Origin of the sequence: Actinomyces sp. HMSC08A09, assembly GCF_001807465.1 — a bacterium.
Classification (GTDB): domain Bacteria; phylum Actinomycetota; class Actinomycetes; order Actinomycetales; family Actinomycetaceae; genus Actinomyces; species Actinomyces oris.
In genome coordinates this window covers 37,106-53,215 of record NZ_KV789118.1, presented here as the reverse complement: position 1 = coordinate 53,215, position 16,110 = coordinate 37,106, and the positions used below count along the sequence as shown (strand labels likewise).

General features: G+C 66.9%; 14 protein-coding genes and 1 tRNA gene. 3 read left to right on the top strand and 12 right to left on the bottom strand.

Going from position 1 to position 16,110, the window contains the following annotated elements; all coding sequences use genetic code 11:
* Window positions 1-48: 48 nt before the first annotated feature.
* The 3 genes from HMPREF3165_RS05745 to polA form a co-directional block, all read right to left on the bottom strand.
* Entirely contained in the window at window positions 49-1,794 is a 1,746-nt protein-coding gene (locus tag HMPREF3165_RS05745) for a hypothetical protein (RefSeq protein WP_070511476.1), read from the bottom strand.
* Window positions 1,795-1,995: 201 nt separating this feature from the next.
* A complete protein-coding gene (rpsA, locus tag HMPREF3165_RS05740) occupies window positions 1,996-3,450 on the bottom strand; it encodes a 30S ribosomal protein S1 (RefSeq protein WP_004564961.1) in 1,455 nt (484 codons plus the stop codon).
* Between the two features lie 310 nt (window positions 3,451-3,760).
* Window positions 3,761-6,601: a DNA polymerase I gene (gene polA / locus HMPREF3165_RS05735; protein WP_070511475.1), complete on the bottom strand. Its 2,841-nt coding sequence runs from the start codon at window positions 6,599-6,601 to the stop codon at window positions 3,761-3,763.
* Between the two features lie 17 nt (window positions 6,602-6,618).
* On the opposite strand from polA, the gene HMPREF3165_RS05730 reads away from it, so the two are divergent.
* A complete protein-coding gene (locus HMPREF3165_RS05730) occupies window positions 6,619-7,257 on the top strand; it encodes a PaaI family thioesterase (protein WP_256275079.1) in 639 nt (212 codons plus the stop codon).
* A 33-nt stretch (window positions 7,258-7,290) separates the two neighbouring features.
* On the opposite strand, the gene HMPREF3165_RS05725 is transcribed toward HMPREF3165_RS05730, so the two are convergent.
* Entirely contained in the window at window positions 7,291-7,899 is a 609-nt protein-coding gene (locus tag HMPREF3165_RS05725) for an ANTAR domain-containing response regulator (RefSeq protein ID WP_070511473.1), read from the bottom strand.
* Between the two features lie 54 nt (window positions 7,900-7,953).
* On the opposite strand from HMPREF3165_RS05725, the gene HMPREF3165_RS05720 reads away from it, so the two are divergent.
* Window positions 7,954-8,030 (top strand) — tRNA-Leu (locus tag HMPREF3165_RS05720).
* A 53-nt stretch (window positions 8,031-8,083) separates the two neighbouring features.
* Window positions 8,084-8,482, top strand: coding sequence for a cytidine deaminase family protein (locus HMPREF3165_RS05715; protein WP_176747008.1), 399 nt, complete (start codon window positions 8,084-8,086; stop codon window positions 8,480-8,482).
* A gap of 147 nt (window positions 8,483-8,629) precedes the next feature.
* Here the strand turns inward: HMPREF3165_RS05715 and pyk are convergent, their stop codons facing one another.
* From pyk to HMPREF3165_RS05680, 8 genes are all read right to left on the bottom strand, one after another.
* A complete protein-coding gene (gene pyk / locus HMPREF3165_RS05710) occupies window positions 8,630-10,060 on the bottom strand; it encodes a pyruvate kinase (protein WP_009405774.1) in 1,431 nt (476 codons plus the stop codon).
* 122 nt (window positions 10,061-10,182) lie between these two features.
* The gene (gene lgt, locus HMPREF3165_RS05705; protein WP_370991893.1) at window positions 10,183-11,217 is read right to left on the bottom strand and encodes a prolipoprotein diacylglyceryl transferase; all 1,035 of its coding nucleotides are present in this window, start codon (window positions 11,215-11,217) and stop codon (window positions 10,183-10,185) included.
* Window positions 11,218-11,241: 24 nt separating this feature from the next.
* Entirely contained in the window at window positions 11,242-12,066 is an 825-nt protein-coding gene (locus HMPREF3165_RS05700; RefSeq protein ID WP_009406010.1) for an indole-3-glycerol phosphate synthase TrpC, read from the bottom strand.
* Between the two features lie 115 nt (window positions 12,067-12,181).
* Window positions 12,182-12,544: a phosphoribosyl-AMP cyclohydrolase gene (gene hisI / locus HMPREF3165_RS05695; protein ID WP_040321136.1), complete on the bottom strand. Its 363-nt coding sequence runs from the start codon at window positions 12,542-12,544 to the stop codon at window positions 12,182-12,184.
* Window positions 12,545-12,571: 27 nt separating this feature from the next.
* Window positions 12,572-12,961, bottom strand: coding sequence for a DUF2752 domain-containing protein (locus HMPREF3165_RS05690; RefSeq protein ID WP_070511580.1), 390 nt, complete (start codon window positions 12,959-12,961; stop codon window positions 12,572-12,574).
* A 98-nt stretch (window positions 12,962-13,059) separates the two neighbouring features.
* Window positions 13,060-13,647: a DUF4190 domain-containing protein gene (locus tag HMPREF3165_RS12845; protein WP_256275076.1), complete on the bottom strand. Its 588-nt coding sequence runs from the start codon at window positions 13,645-13,647 to the stop codon at window positions 13,060-13,062.
* A gap of 410 nt (window positions 13,648-14,057) precedes the next feature.
* Window positions 14,058-14,828, bottom strand: coding sequence for an imidazole glycerol phosphate synthase subunit HisF (gene hisF, locus HMPREF3165_RS05685; protein ID WP_004564972.1), 771 nt, complete (start codon window positions 14,826-14,828; stop codon window positions 14,058-14,060).
* Window positions 14,825-15,994 carry a hypothetical protein gene (locus HMPREF3165_RS05680; RefSeq protein ID WP_256275074.1) on the bottom strand — a complete coding sequence of 390 codons (1,170 nt, stop codon included), beginning with the start codon at window positions 15,992-15,994 and terminating at the stop codon, window positions 14,825-14,827. The genes hisF and HMPREF3165_RS05680 overlap by 4 nt, the downstream gene beginning before the upstream one ends.
* Window positions 15,995-16,110: the final 116 nt, after the last annotated feature.

The following is a 16,110-nucleotide window of genomic DNA, read 5'->3' as shown; positions in this document are numbered from 1 at the left end:
GCAGGCACCGGTGTCCACCGGGCGCAGCCTCGCCTTGTCAGTGCCAGCTCACTTGCCCCCTGCGGCCGCCTGGCCGTCAGTCGTGATCGTGGTGGTCGAACCGGGTCGCCTTCTTCCTCCCCGGCCCCGCCCGTAGGGCGCGATGCGCTCCTCGACCCGGGCCAGCGACTCCACCGCGCCCTGCGGGGGACTCACGCACCGGGAGGCCTGCTCCGAGGCCCGCGAGATGATCTCGCGGATGATCGGTGCACGAGTATGGTCCTCCTCCACCCCGTCGACCAGGACCTCCGCCAGGGCTGAGAGGACCTGCACAGCGACCAGAGGGTCGCCGACGGCGTCGACGAGTATCCCGCAGCGCTCTCCTGGCCGGTTCATCGGCCAGGACTCCATCGCGTCACGGCACTGGTGCCATGCCCTGCCGCTGGAAGCGCGGTCCCCGCGGGCCTGAGCGGCGTGCGAAGCCAGAGCCAGGGCGGCGCAGGCCGTTTCCGTCCACCCCTGGCTCAGGCTCAGCTCCGCGGTGTCGAGATGCTCCTTCTCCGCGCGCTCATTGGCGCCAAGTGCCGCCAGCAGCCGGCCGAAGGCCAGGCGAAGGTCGACGACCAGCTCCAAGGTGGAGTCATCCACCACCTCCGACAGTGAGGCGCTGACCGTCTCCGCGGTCGACATGGCGCGCTGTCGCACTGACTCCATGCCATAACCACGAGACAGCGTGAGCAGCTCGCGGACCTCCTTGAGCAGCGCTCCCTGGTTACGCAACCGGGCACGATCTGCCGGTACGGCGCTCGTCACCGTCCCGTAGGACCGGCTGGCCAGACCTGCGGCCTCAGCGGCCATCCTCATCTCGACCCGGTACGACACGCCGTTGTTGCCGTTGCGGACATCGAAGCGGTGAGCGACGCCGCGCACGAAGCCGGTCATGACGTCATAGGCGTGGCCGACGGTGTCCCAGGCCGTGAGCTCCAGGTTCCCCCACGGCGTTGTCCAGCTCAGCGAGGCACCCAGGGCGTGCTTTCCGTAGTCCGCCCGGTTGGCCGCCCTCATGACGAGGGCCAGTCCGACAGCGGTGTTCATCAGTTGCCAGGCCGAGGCCTCAGAGACGGCCTTCATAGGGCTGTGACGGATGAGTGCGATGGCCCGTTGCCACTGGGAGGACAGTCCCAGGTACTCGAGCCTGTCCGCCAGGCTCTGGAGTGACACGGCATCTGGAAGGTGGAGCAGGCTCAAGGAGGCGAAGGCGTCCTCGGCCTCGACGATGCGTTGGTGGGCCAGGTAGGGAACCAGCACCGCGCCCAGCCCCCGTGCGCTCTCCACGGGATCGGCCTCGGCGCGCTTGGGTGTGGCCGTGGTTGTGCTGATGACGCCGGAGTAGTCATCGTGCATACGGGCGGTGGCCAGCACGGCTCCGGTATCGGTCTTGCCGAAGGAGAAGAGTCTGGCCTCACGGAGCTGCTCGAGGGCCTCGTCCCTGAGGCCGAGGACGGCGGAGAGCTCCACCTGGGCGTAACGCAGCGGGAGCGTCGAACGGCCGTGAGCCGCCCGAATCCCTTGGCAGAAAGCGGTCGCCTGCTCAAGGCTCGTTCTGCTCGTGTCCGGGTCCTGGCCCAGCTGAACCAGCCAAGCCCGGTCGATGGCGCAGACCGCCTCCACCACCCCATCGGGCGCGCTCCCCGCATCCGCCCCCTCGACGTCGTCGGCGGCAACCGCCTTCCACAGGGCCGCTGCAGCGACGCGGCTGGGGCAGATGGGGTCGACATCCTCCAGAGCACGGGCAATGTCGCCCCAATAGCTCATATCGTCTCCAACGGTCGTCACGTTCTGGTTCCGGCTTCTAGGAAGCAGGGAGCACGGGGCCCGACCACAGCCTCGCACAGGCACGTCACCTGAGCGATGGGGAGAAGGCACCGGACGTCTGAGGGTCTCTGCCTGCGGAGCAGGCAGAGACCCTCAGATGATGTCAGAGATCAGTCCTGACCACTGAAAAGGTGCGGATGCTCAGTTACCGGTGAGCTTCTCGCGCAGAGCGGCCAGGGCCTCATCGGAGGCCAGCGTGCCGGAGGCCTCCGACGGCGCCGAGGAGTACGAGGTGCCGCCGGCGGGGGCTGCCGGAGCACCGGACTCCTGCTCCTCCTCCAGGGCCTTGGCGACCTGGGCCTTGTGGGCCTCCCAGCGGGCGTGAGCAGCCGCGTACTCGGCCTCCCACGCCTCGCGCTGGGCGTCGTAGCCCTCGAGCCACTCGTTGGTCTCCGGGTCGAAGCCCTCGGGGTACTTGTAGTTGCCCTGCTCGTCGTACTCGGCCGCCATCCCGTAGAGGCTGGGGTCGAAGTCCTCGGAGGCGGGGTCGACACCCTCGTTGGCCTGCTTCAGCGACAGGGAGATGCGACGGCGCTCCAGGTCGATGTCGATGACCTTGACGAAGACCTCGTCGCCGACCTTGGCCACCTGCTCGGGGACCTCGACGTGACGCTGCGCCAGCTCGGAGATGTGGACCAGGCCCTCGATGCCGTCCTCGACACGCACGAAGGCGCCGAAGGGAACGAGCTTGGTGACCTTGCCGGGAACGACCTGGCCGATGGCGTGGGTCCGGGCGAAGGCCTGCCACGGGTCCTCCTGGGTCGCCTTGAGCGACAGGGAGACGCGCTCGCGGTCGAAGTCGACGTCCAGGACCTCGACCGTGACCTCGTTGCCGACCTCGACGACCTCGGAGGGGTGGTCGATGTGCTTCCAGGACAGCTCGGAGACGTGGACCAGACCGTCGACGCCACCCAGGTCCACGAAGGCACCGAAGTTGACGATGGAGGACACGACACCGGAGCGGACCTGCCCCTTCTGCAGGGTCTGCAGGAAGTTGGTGCGGACCTCGGACTGGGTCTGCTCGAGCCAGGCGCGACGGGAGAGGACCACGTTGTTGCGGTTCTTGTCCAGCTCAATGATCTTCGCCTCGAGCTCGCGGCCCACGTAGGGCTGGAGGTCGCGAACGCGACGCATCTCCACCAGGGAGGCGGGCAGGAAGCCGCGCAGGCCAATGTCCAGGATGAGACCGCCCTTGACGACCTCGATGACGGAGCCGGTGACGACGCCGTCCTCCTCCTTGATGCGCTCGATGGTGCCCCAGGCGCGCTCGTACTGCGCGCGCTTCTTGCTCAGGAGCAGACGCCCTTCCTTGTCCTCCTTCTGCAGGACGAGGGCTTCGATCTCGTCGCCGACGGAGACGATCTCGTCGGGGTCGACATCGTGCTTGATGGACAGCTCGCGAGCGAGGATGACGCCTTCGGTCTTGTAGCCGATGTCGAGGAGGACCTCATCACGGTCGACCTTGACGACAGTGCCCTCGACGATATCGCCGTCATCGAAGTACTTGATGGTCTCGTCAACGGCGGCGAGGATCTCCTCGGTCGAACCGATGTCGTTGACGGCGACCGGGGCGGGGCTGGGCGTAGTGGTTGTCATTGAGTGGATGCTCCGAATGCGGATAGTTGGATCGGGTTGATAGGGACCGCGTGCTCCCCAGTGACGTGAATCGGCCCGGACCAATTCATCGACCTGGTTGGATCAGTCTCATAGGAGACGCCCAGGAGCGCACGAATGAACCTTAGCAGTACGTGACGAATCCGTAACTAGACGATGCTCAAGCATTATCCCGTACATGCGTGCAATCGCTCACGTCATCTGACGACTTGATGTCAAAAGGATGACGTGACGATCTCATTCGTATATCACCGGCTTCTTCAGGCAATGAGCGCGGGACGTGGAGGGGGCTCTAGTGGGCGGCCTCACGCCAGGTCCGCCCTCGTCCGACGGCGACGTCCAGGGGGACCGAGAGCTCTGCTGCCCCACCCATCTGCTCCTTGAGGAGGCTCTCAACAGCCTCGGCCTCTCCGGGCGCGACCTCGATGAGGAGCTCGTCGTGGATCTGCAGAAGAATGCGGCTCGTCAGGGCCTGCTCGCGCAGCGCGCTGTCGACATCGATCATGGCCTTCTTGACGATATCGGCGGCGCTGCCCTGAATGGGGGCGTTGAGGGCGGCCCGCTCAGCCATCTCACGGCGCTGCCGGTTGTCGCTGGTCAGGTCGGGCAGGTAGCGGCGCCGTCCGAACATCGTCTCGGTGTATCCGTCTCGGCGCGCCTGCTCCACCACGGACTCCAGGTAGTCGTGGACCTTTCCGAACCTGGCGAAGTAGGCGTTCCTCAGATCGGCTGCCTCAGCGTTGTCGATACCGAGCTGACGGGCCAGCCCGAAGGTCGACAGGCCGTAGGCCAGTCCATAGCTCATGGCCTTGACGTGGCTGCGCTGCTGGGCGGTCACGTCCTCGACCTCGATGCCGTGGACCAGGGCGGCGACGTAGCGGTGCAGGTCTTCCCCGCTGCGGAAGGCCTCGATCAGCGCCTGGTCCGCGGACAGGTGCGCCATGATGCGCATCTCGATCTGGGAGTAGTCGGCGGTCATGAGGCACTCGTAGCCCTCGCCGACGGTGAATGCCTCGCGGATGCGCATCCCCTCCTCGTGACGTGCCGGGATGTTCTGCAGGTTGGGGTCGGTGGAGGACAGGCGCCCCGTGGCGGCGATGGTCTGCTGGAAGGTGGTGTGGATGCGCCCGTCGGCCTGGATCGCCTTGCGCAGTCCCTCAACCGTCTGCCGCAGCTTGATGGCGTCGCGGTGCTCAAGAAGGTGCTCCAGGAAGGGGTGCGAGGTCTTGGCATACAGCCCGGCCAGGGCGTCGGCGTCCGTGGTGTAGCCGGTCTTGGTCTTGCGGGTCTTGGGCATCTTCAGCTCATCGAACAGGACGGCCTGGAGCTGCTTGGGGCTGGAGAGGTTGAGCTCTCGCCCGGCGGCGGCGTAGGCGCCCTCGGCAGCGTGAGTCACGCGGGCGTCGAGCTCGGTCTGGCGGGCTTGGAGCACGGCGTCGTCGACGGCGATGCCGGCGTCCTCCATGACGGTCAGGGTTGCGGCCACGGGCATCTCCAGGTCGGTGAACAGTCCGGCGGCGTCACGAGCCGCCATCTGCTCATCGAGCACGGCCTGGAGCGGGAGCAGGGCGGCGGCCCGGCGCGCACTGGCCAGGTGGGAGGGGGCAACGGCCTCCTGAGAGGTGAGGGCCTCGAGGTCGAATGCGCTCTGGGACTCACCGGAGCCGCCGTCACCCCCGGCACCGCCCTCGTTGACTGCGGCCAGGTCGATGCCGAGCCAACGCTGGGTGAGAGTCTCGACGTCATAGCTGCGCTGTTCAGGGCGGCACAGGTAGCCGGCCAGGGAGGGATCTGCGACGACGCCGTCGAGCGTGAGCCCCCGGGCGCTCAGCGCGTGCCAGCTCCCCTTGGCGTCGGCGACGAGCTTGGGACGCTCCACGTCGGCCAGGAGCCGGGCCAGGGCTGTTTCGTCCTCGGGCAGGACCTCAGTCAGGTCGATGGCGACCGCCCGAGAGCCATCGGACAGTGACACGAGCGCGGCATCGCCTTCCACAGGCCTGAGGACACCGACGACATCCACACCCAGGGGGCGAGTGCCGTTGTCGTCATCCGCCGGCAGGCTGGTCTTCAACCATTCAGCCAGCCGCCCCGCGGCTAGATCGTGTCCCAGCGAGACGATCTCCAAGTCGCTCAACGCGTTCAAGGCACCGGCTTCGTCTGCCTCACTCGGCTCGGCGTGGTCGGAGGTGTCGGCGAAGCTCAGGATGCGCAGCGCCCGCTGGTGCAGGGTGCGGAACTCCAGGGTCTCGAACACGCGCGCCAGGCCGGCGCGGTCGGCACCCGTGAGGCGCAGGTCGGTGCGGGGCTCGATCCCAAGGTCCAGGTCGGTGAGCAGGCGGTTGAGGCGGCGGTTGCGCACGACGTCGTCGAGGTGATCGCGCAGCGACTGTCCGGCCTTGCCCTTGATCTGGTCCGCGTGAGCGATGACGCCGTCGAGCCCGTCATAGAGGTTGAGCCACTTGGCGGCGGTCTTGGGGCCCACCCCCGGAACCCCGGGCAGGTTGTCACTGGTCTCGCCGACCAGGGCGGCCAGGTGCGGGTAGCGCTCGGGCGTCACCCCGTAGCGCTCCTCCACCTCCTGAGGCGTCATGCGGCGCAGTGTTGACACGCCCTTGACCGGGTAGAGCACGGTGCACCGCTCAGTGACCGTCTGGAAGGAGTCGCGGTCCCCCGAACAGATGAGAACCTCCATGTCCTCAGCCTGGGCGGAGGCCGCCAGGGTGGCCAGGATGTCGTCGGCCTCGTAGCCCGGAGCGGTGAGCGCTGTGACGCCCATGGCCTCCAGGACCTCCTGGATGAGCTCGACCTGCCCGAGGAAGGGCTGCGGGGTCTCATCGCGGGTTCCCTTGTACTCGGCGTACTCCTCGGTGCGGAAGGTGCCTCCCGGCAGGTCGAAGGCGACGGCCACGTGGGTGGGCCGCTCGCTGTCCAGCAGCGACAGGAACATGGAGACGAAGCCGTGGACGGCGTTGGTGGACTGACCGGTCGACGTGGTGAAGTTGTCGACGGGCAGGGCGTAGAAGGCACGGAAGGCCATTGAGTGTCCGTCGATGAGAAGAAGCCGCTCGGGAACCGGGTCCGAGGGGGACTGAGGTGTTGGACTCGTCGCAGGGCTGGTCGCGGTGGTGCTCACCGTGCCAGCCTAGGCCCATGAGCCATCCACAGTCCGACTCGCCCGTCTCCCCCATCAGCGTAGGGGACACTAGTGACTCTCAGGCCTCTCCTGTCTCCGCCGACTCCCCCAGCTCGCCGGCGGTCGTCGGGCCGCTGGGCCCCGTGGGCCGCGTCACTGCGGCCTCCTACTCCGGAGCGAGCGCATCAGCCGTGGCCTTCCCGGACCCTGCCAGGCGCCCGTTCCCGGATCCGCGTCCCGCGGGCTCTGCCGTCTCCGCTTCCTCGGCACTGCACGCGGTGCTGGAGGACAGTGAAGAGGGCACGCTCATGGAGACCCTCGGGATGGAGGTGGTGACTCGCGACGCTCATCGGACCGAGGTCCGGATGCCGGTCGACGGGGCCCGACAGGTCGTCGGGATCCTGCACGGCGGTGCCACCGCCGCGCTCATCGAGACGGCTGCCTCCGTGGCCGCGCGCGCGGGCGCGCCCGACGACGCCGTCCCGGTCGGGGCGGAGCTGACGGTCAGCCACCTGCGCGCCGTGTCCCAGGGCTGGGTGAAGGCGACCGCCACTCCCCTGCACCGCGGCCGTCGTACCGTGGTCTACCAGGTAACGGTCACTGACGACGATGAGCGCACCATCGCCGTCGGGACGCTGCGCAGCCTGTTCACCTGAGGCGCTGCGCCGCACTGGGCTATCAGTGGGTGCTCAGTCCTTCTTGGCTGAACCGACCTGCTCGATGACGGCGTCGGCCACCTCGCGCATGGTCAGACGCCGGTTCATGGAGGTCTTCTGCAGCCAGCGGAAGGCCTCCGGTTCGCTCAGCCCCATGCGCTCCATGAGCAGCCCCTTGGCCCGGTCGACGCGCTTGCGGGTCTCGAAGCGCTCGGTGAGGTCGGAAATCTCACTCTCCAGGGAGAGGATCTCCTCGTGCCGGGACATGGCGATCTCAAGTGCCGGGATGAGGTCCGCCGGGGTGAAGGGCTTGACGACGTAGGCCATGGCGCCGGCGGCGCTCGCTCGTTCGACGAGCTCGGTCTGGGAGAAGGCGGTCAGCATGATGACGGCGCAGTTGTGCTTCTCGAGAATCCTCTCCGCCGCGGTGATGCCGTCGGTCACCGGCATCTTGACGTCAAGAACGCACAGGTCGGGATCATGCTCATCAGCCAGGCGGACGGCCTCCTCACCATCTGCGGCCTCCGCGACGATCTCGTAGCCGGCGTCGGTGAGAGTCTCGACGATGTCAAGGCGGATGAGGGTCTCGTCCTCAGCGACGAGCACCCGGCGGGACTTGGTGGTGCTGGACTCATTGCTCACGGCTGTGATCCTAGTATGATCTCGCTGTTAGCGCCCCCGCAGAGCGGACGGCGTGCCTCCGTAGCCCAATTGGCAGAGGCATCCGACTCAAAATCGGAGTGTTGTGGGTTCGAGTCCCACCGGAGGTACCAGCAAGTCCCTACCCACCCCCACCTCAGGACAGACCAGTCAGATGGAGAGCACCTTGAGCACCACGTGGGTCTCACTGTACGAAGCGGCCAAAGCTGTTCAACGTCCTCGTCACGTGTCCTCGTACATCGAGGCGGGCGGTGTCGCAGCTGCAGTGGAGTCGTCCTCGGGAAGAATCTATACGGGCGTCTGCGTGGATACCGCCTGCACCCTGGGAATCTGTGCCGAGCGCAACGCGATCCTCAACATGATGACCAACGGTGAGGATGCGATTCGACGGGTTCTGACGATCATGCGCGACGGCCGTACCGGTCCGCCGTGTGGAGCATGTCGAGAAATGATGACGCAGCTGATGCCGAGCCGGTTCGGGGACATCGAGGTGATGATCGACTTCGCTGCCGGGAAGACCATGACTCTTGCCGATCTGACTCCCCAGTGGTGGCTACGGCGATGAGGCTGTGACCGCAGAGCTCCACTCTGCGGTGTCCTGCCCCCACCGATTCATCAGCGGCAAGCAGATGCCGGAACCCGTCGCCCTGAACCGGATCGAGGGGCCTCCCGGTGATAGGTGGGAGACCCCTCGACGGATCAGAACCGGTGCTCAGACCTTGTAGTCGCCCGTCTCACCGACGGTGTGGACACGGATCGAGTTGGTCGAGCCGGGCGTGCCCGGAGGCATTCCGGCCACGATGACGACGGTGTCCCCGGGCTGGGCCAGATGCTTGTCCTGAAGGATCTCATCGACCTGGGCCACCATCTCGTCAGTGTGCTGGACCTCGGGCACCTCGTAGCACTGCACGCCCCAGGAGACGGCGAGCTGGTTGCGCGTCTCACGCAGCGGGGTGAAGGCCAGCAGCGGAAGCGGCGAGCGCAGACGAGACAGGCGCCGGGCGGTGTCACCGGACTGGGTGAAGGTCACCAGGTAGGTGACGTCGAGGTGCTCGCCCATCTCCGCAGCGGCGCGGGTCAGTGCCCCACCTCGCGTCTGCGGGTAGGAGCCCAGGCCGGGGATGCGCTCCCCTCCGTGCTCCTCGACGTTCTCGATGATGCTGGCCATGGTGCGCACGGCCTCGATGGGGTAGGCGCCCACGGAGGTCTCACCGGAGAGCATGACGGCGTCGGCGCCGTCGAGAATGGCGTTGGCGCAGTCGGAGGCCTCGGCCCGCGTGGGCCGCGGGTTCTGGATCATGGACTCCAGGACCTGGGTGGCCACGATGACCGGCTTGGCCTGGCGGCGGGCCAGCTCGATGGCCCGCTTCTGCACCAGCGGGACGGCCTCCAGGGGCATTTCCACACCGAGGTCGCCACGGGCCACCATGATGCCGTCGAAGGTGGAGACGATGTCGAAGAGGTTCTCCACCGCCTGGGGCTTCTCGATCTTGGCGATGACCGGGATGCGCACGCCGACCTCGTCCATGATCTCGTGGACGTCCTTGATGTCATCGGCGTCGCGCACGAAGGACAGGGCGATGAGGTCGGCACCGATCTTGAGGGCCCAACGCAGGTCCTCGCGGTCCTTCTCGCTGAGGGCCGGCACGGAGACGGCGACGCCGGGCAGGTTGATGCCCTTGTTGTTGGAGACGTAGCCGGGCACCTCGACCTTGGTGACGACGTCGGTGTCGGTGACGGCCACGACGCGCACCGCGACGTTGCCGTCGTCGATGAGGAGCCGGTCACCGGGGCGGCAGTCGCCGGGAAGTCCCTTGAAGGTGGTGGAGGCGCGCTTGACGGTGCCCAGGACGTCGTCAATGGTGATGGTGAACTCGTCGCCCTTGTTGAGCATGACCTTCTGGTCGTCCACGAACCGCCCCAGGCGGATCTTGGGGCCCTGGAGGTCGACGAGGATGGCGACGGCGCGGCCGGAAGCGTCGGCGGCCTCCCGGATACGGCCGATGACTTCCTCCTGGTCCTCGGCGCGACCGTGGGAGCGGTTGATGCGCGCGACGTTCATGCCGGCGTCCACGAGCGCTTGCACCTGCTCGGGGGAGTCGGTAGCGGGTCCGAGGGTACATACGATCTTGGCTCTACGCATGGGTTCAGAATACGGGACACCGGGCCCTGCGCACGAGGAGGAATCTCGTCAGTCGTCAGGTTGCGACCATCCTCACCCACTTGTCTCCCGCCGGAGTGGCCGGCGGGTCCCCGATTCGGTCGCTACGAATCCGCCTGGTCCGGGCGGGCCGACTCCGCGGCAGCAGGTTCTGCGGGTGAGGCGTCCTCAGACGAGTCATGCTCGGCGGCGATGTCCTCGGCGGAGTCGTCCTCATCGGCCGCTGATCCGTCCTTCCTCGCCCTGTGCCCCGGCCTGTCGATGGCGTCGCTCAAGGGACGTCGCGAGGAGAGGATCAGTCCAATGGCGCCGACGAGGAAGATGACGATGGAGGTCCACACGTTCAGTCGCAGGCCGAGGACCGTCTCGGCCTCGTCGATGCGCAGCATCTCAATCCACACCCGGCCTGCGGTGTAGACCATGAGGTAGATCCATAGCAGCCTGCCGCCTGTGACCCCGCTGCGGGCGACCATCCTTCTGCCGATCCACACCAGGAGGACCGCTCCGGCCAGGTTCCACAGGGCCTCATAGAGGAAGGTCGGATGAAACAGGGTGCCGGGCGGGTAGGTGGAGCCCGCCGGCAGGTGGGCGTCGTCGATCCGCAGTCCCCAGGGCAGCGTCGTCGGGGCGCCGTAGAGCTCCTGGTTGAACCAGTTCCCCAGGCGACCGATCGCCTGAGCGACCAGCAGCGTCGGGGCGACGGCGTCGGCCAGCGGAGCCACCCGCAGGCCGCGATGGCGCAGAAGAAGAACCCCGGCCAGGACCCCGCCGGCGATACCTCCCCAGATTCCCAGGCCCCCCTGCCATGTCTGTGGGATACGGGCCAGGTCGCCGTTGGGGCCGAAGTAGTCGTCGGGCGAGGTGACCACGTGGTAGAGACGAGCTCCCACGATTCCAGCCGGCACGGCCACGATGGCGACGTCGAGGACCAGCTCCGGTCGGCCTCCCCGGGCCCGGTAGCGCCGGTCCGACCACCACACGGCCACGAAGACTCCGGTGAGGATGCACAACGCATAGGCCCGCACCGGGATGGGGCCGAGGTACCACACGGCCGAGGAAGGGCTCGGTATGCCCTCTCTCAGCGCGGCCGTGAACGGCATCGCCGACAACGTTGGCATCGCGGGCATCGTTGACATCATGGCGGAAAGGGTGGCGACAGGCACTCAGAGAACCTCTCGGTGGGCGGAGGGGATCAGTGCCGGGTGGGCGCCGGCGGCGACCAGCTCGGCAACGAACTGCTGGGGGTCGGTGGAGCGGATGATGGCCTCACCGACGAGGACGACATCGGCCCCGCAGCGCGCGAAGCTCATGACATCGTGCGGACCTCTGACTCCTCCGGCCGCGATCCGTACGACCTGCGTCGGCAGAACGTCAGTGACCTGATCGAACAGGCTGCAGTCGACGGCCAGGGTGTCGGGATCGCGGGTGTCGATGGCCACGATGCAGGCCCCCGCATCGACCGCGGTCAGCGCCTCACGGCGGGTACGGACCTCAACGACGGCGCCCATCCCCAGGGAGTGGACCCTCTCGATGAGTCCCTCAAGCACCAGGGTCTCGAGGCGGGCATCGAGCATGAGCAGATCGGCGCCGTGAGCCCGGGCCTCGTGCACCTGGTAGGGCGTGACCACCAGGTCGTTGGCGAGGACGGGAAGATCCACTGAGGCCCTGACGGCGTCCAGGTCCTTGAGGGAGCCTCGCGTAGCGCTCGGCCCGGTGACCACTGAGACGCAGGCGGCGCCGCCGGCGGCGTAGAAGCAGGCCAGCATCCCCGGATCCCCGACGCCGCTGAGATCCGCGAACGTGGCTGTGGAGCGCTTCACCTCGGCGATCACCGTGACCGCCCGGTCATCGGTGCGCAGGCTGGACAGGGCGCTGATAGCACCGGGAACCAGGCGGGAGGCCTCTTTGAGGCGGGCCAGGGGAACCAGCGAAGCGCGGCGGTCGGCGGCCGCCTTGGCCTCAGCCACCATCGCCTCGAACGAGGTCATCGCACACCTCCCCGATCTCACTTGCCGGCGCTCCGGTGGGGCGCCTGTTCGTATCCATCGTGACGGCCCGAGGCCGTCTGTTGCAAATCGCCAAACCGTACTGGCCGCGGAGCGGTCAGCTGGGTCGCTCTCCCACGTGCGCTCCCAGATCACCCCCGGCCAGGAAGCAGGTGCGCTCACCGGTGTGGCAGGCGGCTCCAACCTGATCGACCTCGATCAGGAGGGCGTCGCCGTCGCAGTCCAGATGAACGGACTTGACGTACTGCGCGTGTCCGGACGTATCACCTTTGCGCCAGTACTCACGCCGCGACCGCGACCAGAAGGTCACTCGTCCCTCTTCCAGGGTGCGCCGAAGCGCCTCATCGTCCATCCACCCCACCATGAGGACCTCACGTGAGTCGTGCTGCTGGACGACGGCGCAGACCAGGCCGTCCGCGTTGCGCTTCAGGCGCGCAGAGATCTGGGAATCGAGAGTCACAACCGCATTATGCACGCCGGGTGCTGCTCAGCCCGGAGGACCGAGCAGAGGGCCGAAGTAGACCCACATGCCTGGCAGGTTGCGCACCACCGCGAAAACGGCCAGCGCCACCCCGAGAAGGATCCCCTCCCTACCGGTGACGAGCGGCCGCCGCTGGCCTCGGAGCCATGCGAGCAACCAGCGCGCCACCATCACCATGACCACCACCTCCAGGACGAGCGCGAAGGGGTTGTAACCCATGGCTGCCCACAGGTCGCCGTGCATGAGTTCCCGGGTCGCCCGGGTGCCTCCGCACAGTGGGCACCACAGCCCGGTGGTGCGGTGAAGCGGGCAGAGGTCGGGAAGCCCCGGAGAATTGCGAGGCAGAGTCAGTGCGCGCAGCACGATGAGGCCACCGGGAAGGGAGGGCAGAACCATCAGAAGGCCCAGTCCGATCCGCCTCCCGTGTCCCGCACGCTCACCGGAGCGCTTGTGCTTCGTCGACGCAGTCGGGTAGCAGTTTTCAGACATACGGTTCATTGAGACAACATCACTATAAACAGAATAAGATAGGCAGCACCGATGACAGCGCCAATGCCGCCTGTCACCACTCCGGCTATCGACAGCCCCTTGTTCGAGGCACGCCCCTCATTGGCGGCGCGCATTCCCAGGACTCCGACGACGATCGCCGATATGCCCAAGATCAGGCCGAAAGACAAACAGCTCGCAACGATACTCGCAATACCGAGCCCGAGCGCCCACCCACCGAGGGCGTTCGCCTCATGTCGACGCGGATCGTAAGGCGCCCCCCAGTACACGCCCTGACCATATGGTGGATACGGGCCATAAGAAGACGGCGTATAGGGATACTGCTGACTGTAGGGCTGCCCATAGGCCTGGCTGTACGGCTGCTGGCCATCCCCCGGATAAGGAACCATCTGGCCTCCCGATGCTGCCGGGAAGCGGGGTGACTGATCGCCAAGAGCGTCCGCGCTGTAGTAACCATTCTGGGTCGACGACACGGCCGACGCAGACTGGGAGACACCATCGAAGTCGGTCGGATATGGGGTACCAGCAGCTCCTTGATGATAAGGATCCGCCGGATAAGGATTCAAATCGCTCATTATTCCTTCCCTGGTGTGAAGCGCAGCACTGAGTCTACACGAGAACACGTATCACACCCTGGGAACAACCTCATCTCAACGGGGAGAACACCCCATCGGCCCGGATGGACATGCTCCCACAACCCTTCGCCCCGCAGCGCAGACAGCCGGCAAAGCCCCTGCGCGGCGGAGCGAAGGCGGGAGGTGAGGACCTTAGGACTCGAACCCACTCATGAGCCGCTCATTCAGACCAGTAGCATAGGAAACGATCAGCAGCACGATGGAGAGGACGCCCAAGGCGATACCCGCAATGGACATGCCCTTGTTGGTGGCACGCCCCTCATTCGCCGCCTGCATCCCCAGAAAACCCATAACGATAGCGGGAATGCCGGCAATTCCCGCGAGAATTTTTCAGGAGCAGAAAATACTCGTCAACGCACCGGGTGGCCCGCGTCTCGCAGAGCATTCTTGGCCTCAGGGATGGTCGTCACTCCGTAGTGGAACACTGAGGCTGCCAGAACGCCGTCGGCACCATGGTCGGCTGCCGTGACGAAGTCTTGTGGGCGTCCAGCGCCGCCGGAGGCGATGAGTGGCACCTGGACCTGTCGACGAACAGCGTCGATCAACTCGGTGTCGAATCCTTGAGTGACCCCGTCGGCATCCATGGAGTTCAGGAGAATCTCTCCGGCACCGAGCTTGACTCCTCTCACCGCCCAGGCGACGGCATCGATGCCGGTGGAGGTCCGTCCTCCGTGCGTGGTGACCTCGAAGCCGGAAGCCGTCGAGACGCCGGAGGGGCACCGGCGCGCATCCACGGACAGGACGAGTACCTGATTGCCGAAGCGCCGCGCCACCTCCGTCAACAGCGAGGGGGCCTCGATGGCCGCGGTGTTGATACTGACTTTGTCCGCCCCCGCCTTCAGCAGCAGGTCCACGTCATCGAGTGAACGCACTCCCCCACCGACTGTCAGGGGCACGAAGATCTGCTCGGCAGTTTGGCAGACCACGTCCAACATGGTGGAACGCCCCTCGTGGGAGGCCGAGATATCGAGGAAGGTGATCTCATCGGCCCCCTGAGCGCAGTAGCGGGAGGCCAGCTCCACGGGGTCTCCGGCGTCCTTGAGGCCCTGGAAGTTGACACCTTTGACGACCCGACCGTCCTTGACGTCCAGGCAGGGAATGATGCGGATGGCAACGCTCATGAATGCTCCTTGGATGTTGGGCCGGCGGAGGAGCCGGGAATGGCGCTCGACTCACTGCCCGCACGACCCCCGGACGCTCCGGAAGGCTGAGCAGGGTCCTTGGCCAGGACGTCGATCACCACGACGACTGGTTCCTTCCCCTGCGCCTGCTCAGCGGGCAGCGAGAGGACCACCCGGGAGCCGACCGTGATGTCAACCAGGTTCTGGGAGACTCCCACCAGCGCATTGCTCATGTCGAGCTGCTTGGGCGGCTCCTGGTGCCCGAAGGTCGATTTGTCGAGGGGTTGTCCCGACGTCCAGCTGACCATCGTGGTACGAGCAATAAGCCGATCCTGGGAACCGATCTGGGGGCCGGTGCCCTTGATGAGGATCTCCGTGGAGGCTCGAGTCGGTGCAGGAAGTCCGGCACTGCTGACGGTGATGGAGCCGTCCGGTCCCTCAGTCACGGTGGGGGTGCCTTCCGCCGGCTGCTTCGCCTCCCCCGTTGCCGTAGTGGGCAGGAGGTCGACGACAGTGATCTTCGTCGTCCTGGAGCCGTCCTCCTCCTCAGCCGGCTCGCGAAGAACGACGCGGGCGCCTTCGCGCTGGCCGGAGACCGCCGCGTTGATGTAGTCACCCACCTCGGGACCGAGCAGACCCTGCCAGAGCTTGTACCCCGCCTCGTTACCCGTCGTGTTGCGCCCGTTGAGACCGGAGAACTGTGAGACCTGCAGGATCACAGGCGTCCCCGCGGAGACAGCGCGCCCCTGCCCGGTCTGGACGACGTCGGTCAGTACCGAGCCGGGGGCTGACAAGGAGGCGTCGCCGTTCAGCTCGACGGAGGGGGCCACCCCCGATCCGACCCGCCCGCTGACCGTCAGCAGCTGGCTGAGGGGGGCGTTGCCATCCAGCACGGTCGACTGAGCCGCTGTGCTGGCGCCCGTTCCGTTCCTTCCGGAGACAAGCTTGTTGACAGCCAGCGGCACCAGGATCATGGCGAGAACGACGACACCGATCAGGCCGACCGCCAGGGGCCCCCGCGGCATACGCCCCAGCGGGCCGCCCAGGGTCCGTGGACGCGGCGTCGGTTCCGGCTCCCGGGCCTCGGCGAGCACCTCGTCCTGCCGGTGCCCGGTCTCATGTGGGAGATCGCGTCGATCGGGGCGATCGTCTCGTGCGGCCGGCATGTACTCGCTGCGCGGATCGTGGCTGCTGCCCGGCGCTTGAGGCTGCAGCTGAGACCGGGACTGCGGCTGTGGCTGCGGTTGCGGCACTGTGAGAGGCGCTGGTGTGCCGGTTGCGG

Bases quoted from the DNA above. Each gene is read 5' to 3' on its own strand.
- HMPREF3165_RS05745 (WP_070511476.1), bottom strand. From the start codon at position 1,794: ATGAGCTATTGGGGCGACATTGCCCGTGCTCTGGAGGATGTCGACCCC.
- rpsA (WP_004564961.1), bottom strand. From the start codon at position 3,450: ATGACAACCACTACGCCCAGCCCCGCCCCGGTCGCCGTCAACGACATC.
- HMPREF3165_RS05730 (WP_256275079.1), top strand. From the start codon at position 6,619: ATGAGCCATCCACAGTCCGACTCGCCCGTCTCCCCCATCAGCGTAGGG.
- pyk (WP_009405774.1), bottom strand. From the start codon at position 10,060: ATGCGTAGAGCCAAGATCGTATGTACCCTCGGACCCGCTACCGACTCC.
- lgt (WP_370991893.1), bottom strand. From the start codon at position 11,217: ATGATGTCAACGATGCCCGCGATGCCAACGTTGTCGGCGATGCCGTTC.
- HMPREF3165_RS05700 (WP_009406010.1), bottom strand. From the start codon at position 12,066: ATGACCTCGTTCGAGGCGATGGTGGCTGAGGCCAAGGCGGCCGCCGAC.
- HMPREF3165_RS05690 (WP_070511580.1), bottom strand. From the start codon at position 12,961: ATGGTTCTGCCCTCCCTTCCCGGTGGCCTCATCGTGCTGCGCGCACTG.
- HMPREF3165_RS12845 (WP_256275076.1), bottom strand. From the start codon at position 13,647: ATGAGCGATTTGAATCCTTATCCGGCGGATCCTTATCATCAAGGAGCT.
- hisF (WP_004564972.1), bottom strand. From the start codon at position 14,828: ATGAGCGTTGCCATCCGCATCATTCCCTGCCTGGACGTCAAGGACGGT.
- HMPREF3165_RS05680 (WP_256275074.1), bottom strand. From the start codon at position 15,994: ATGCCGGCCGCACGAGACGATCGCCCCGATCGACGCGATCTCCCACAT.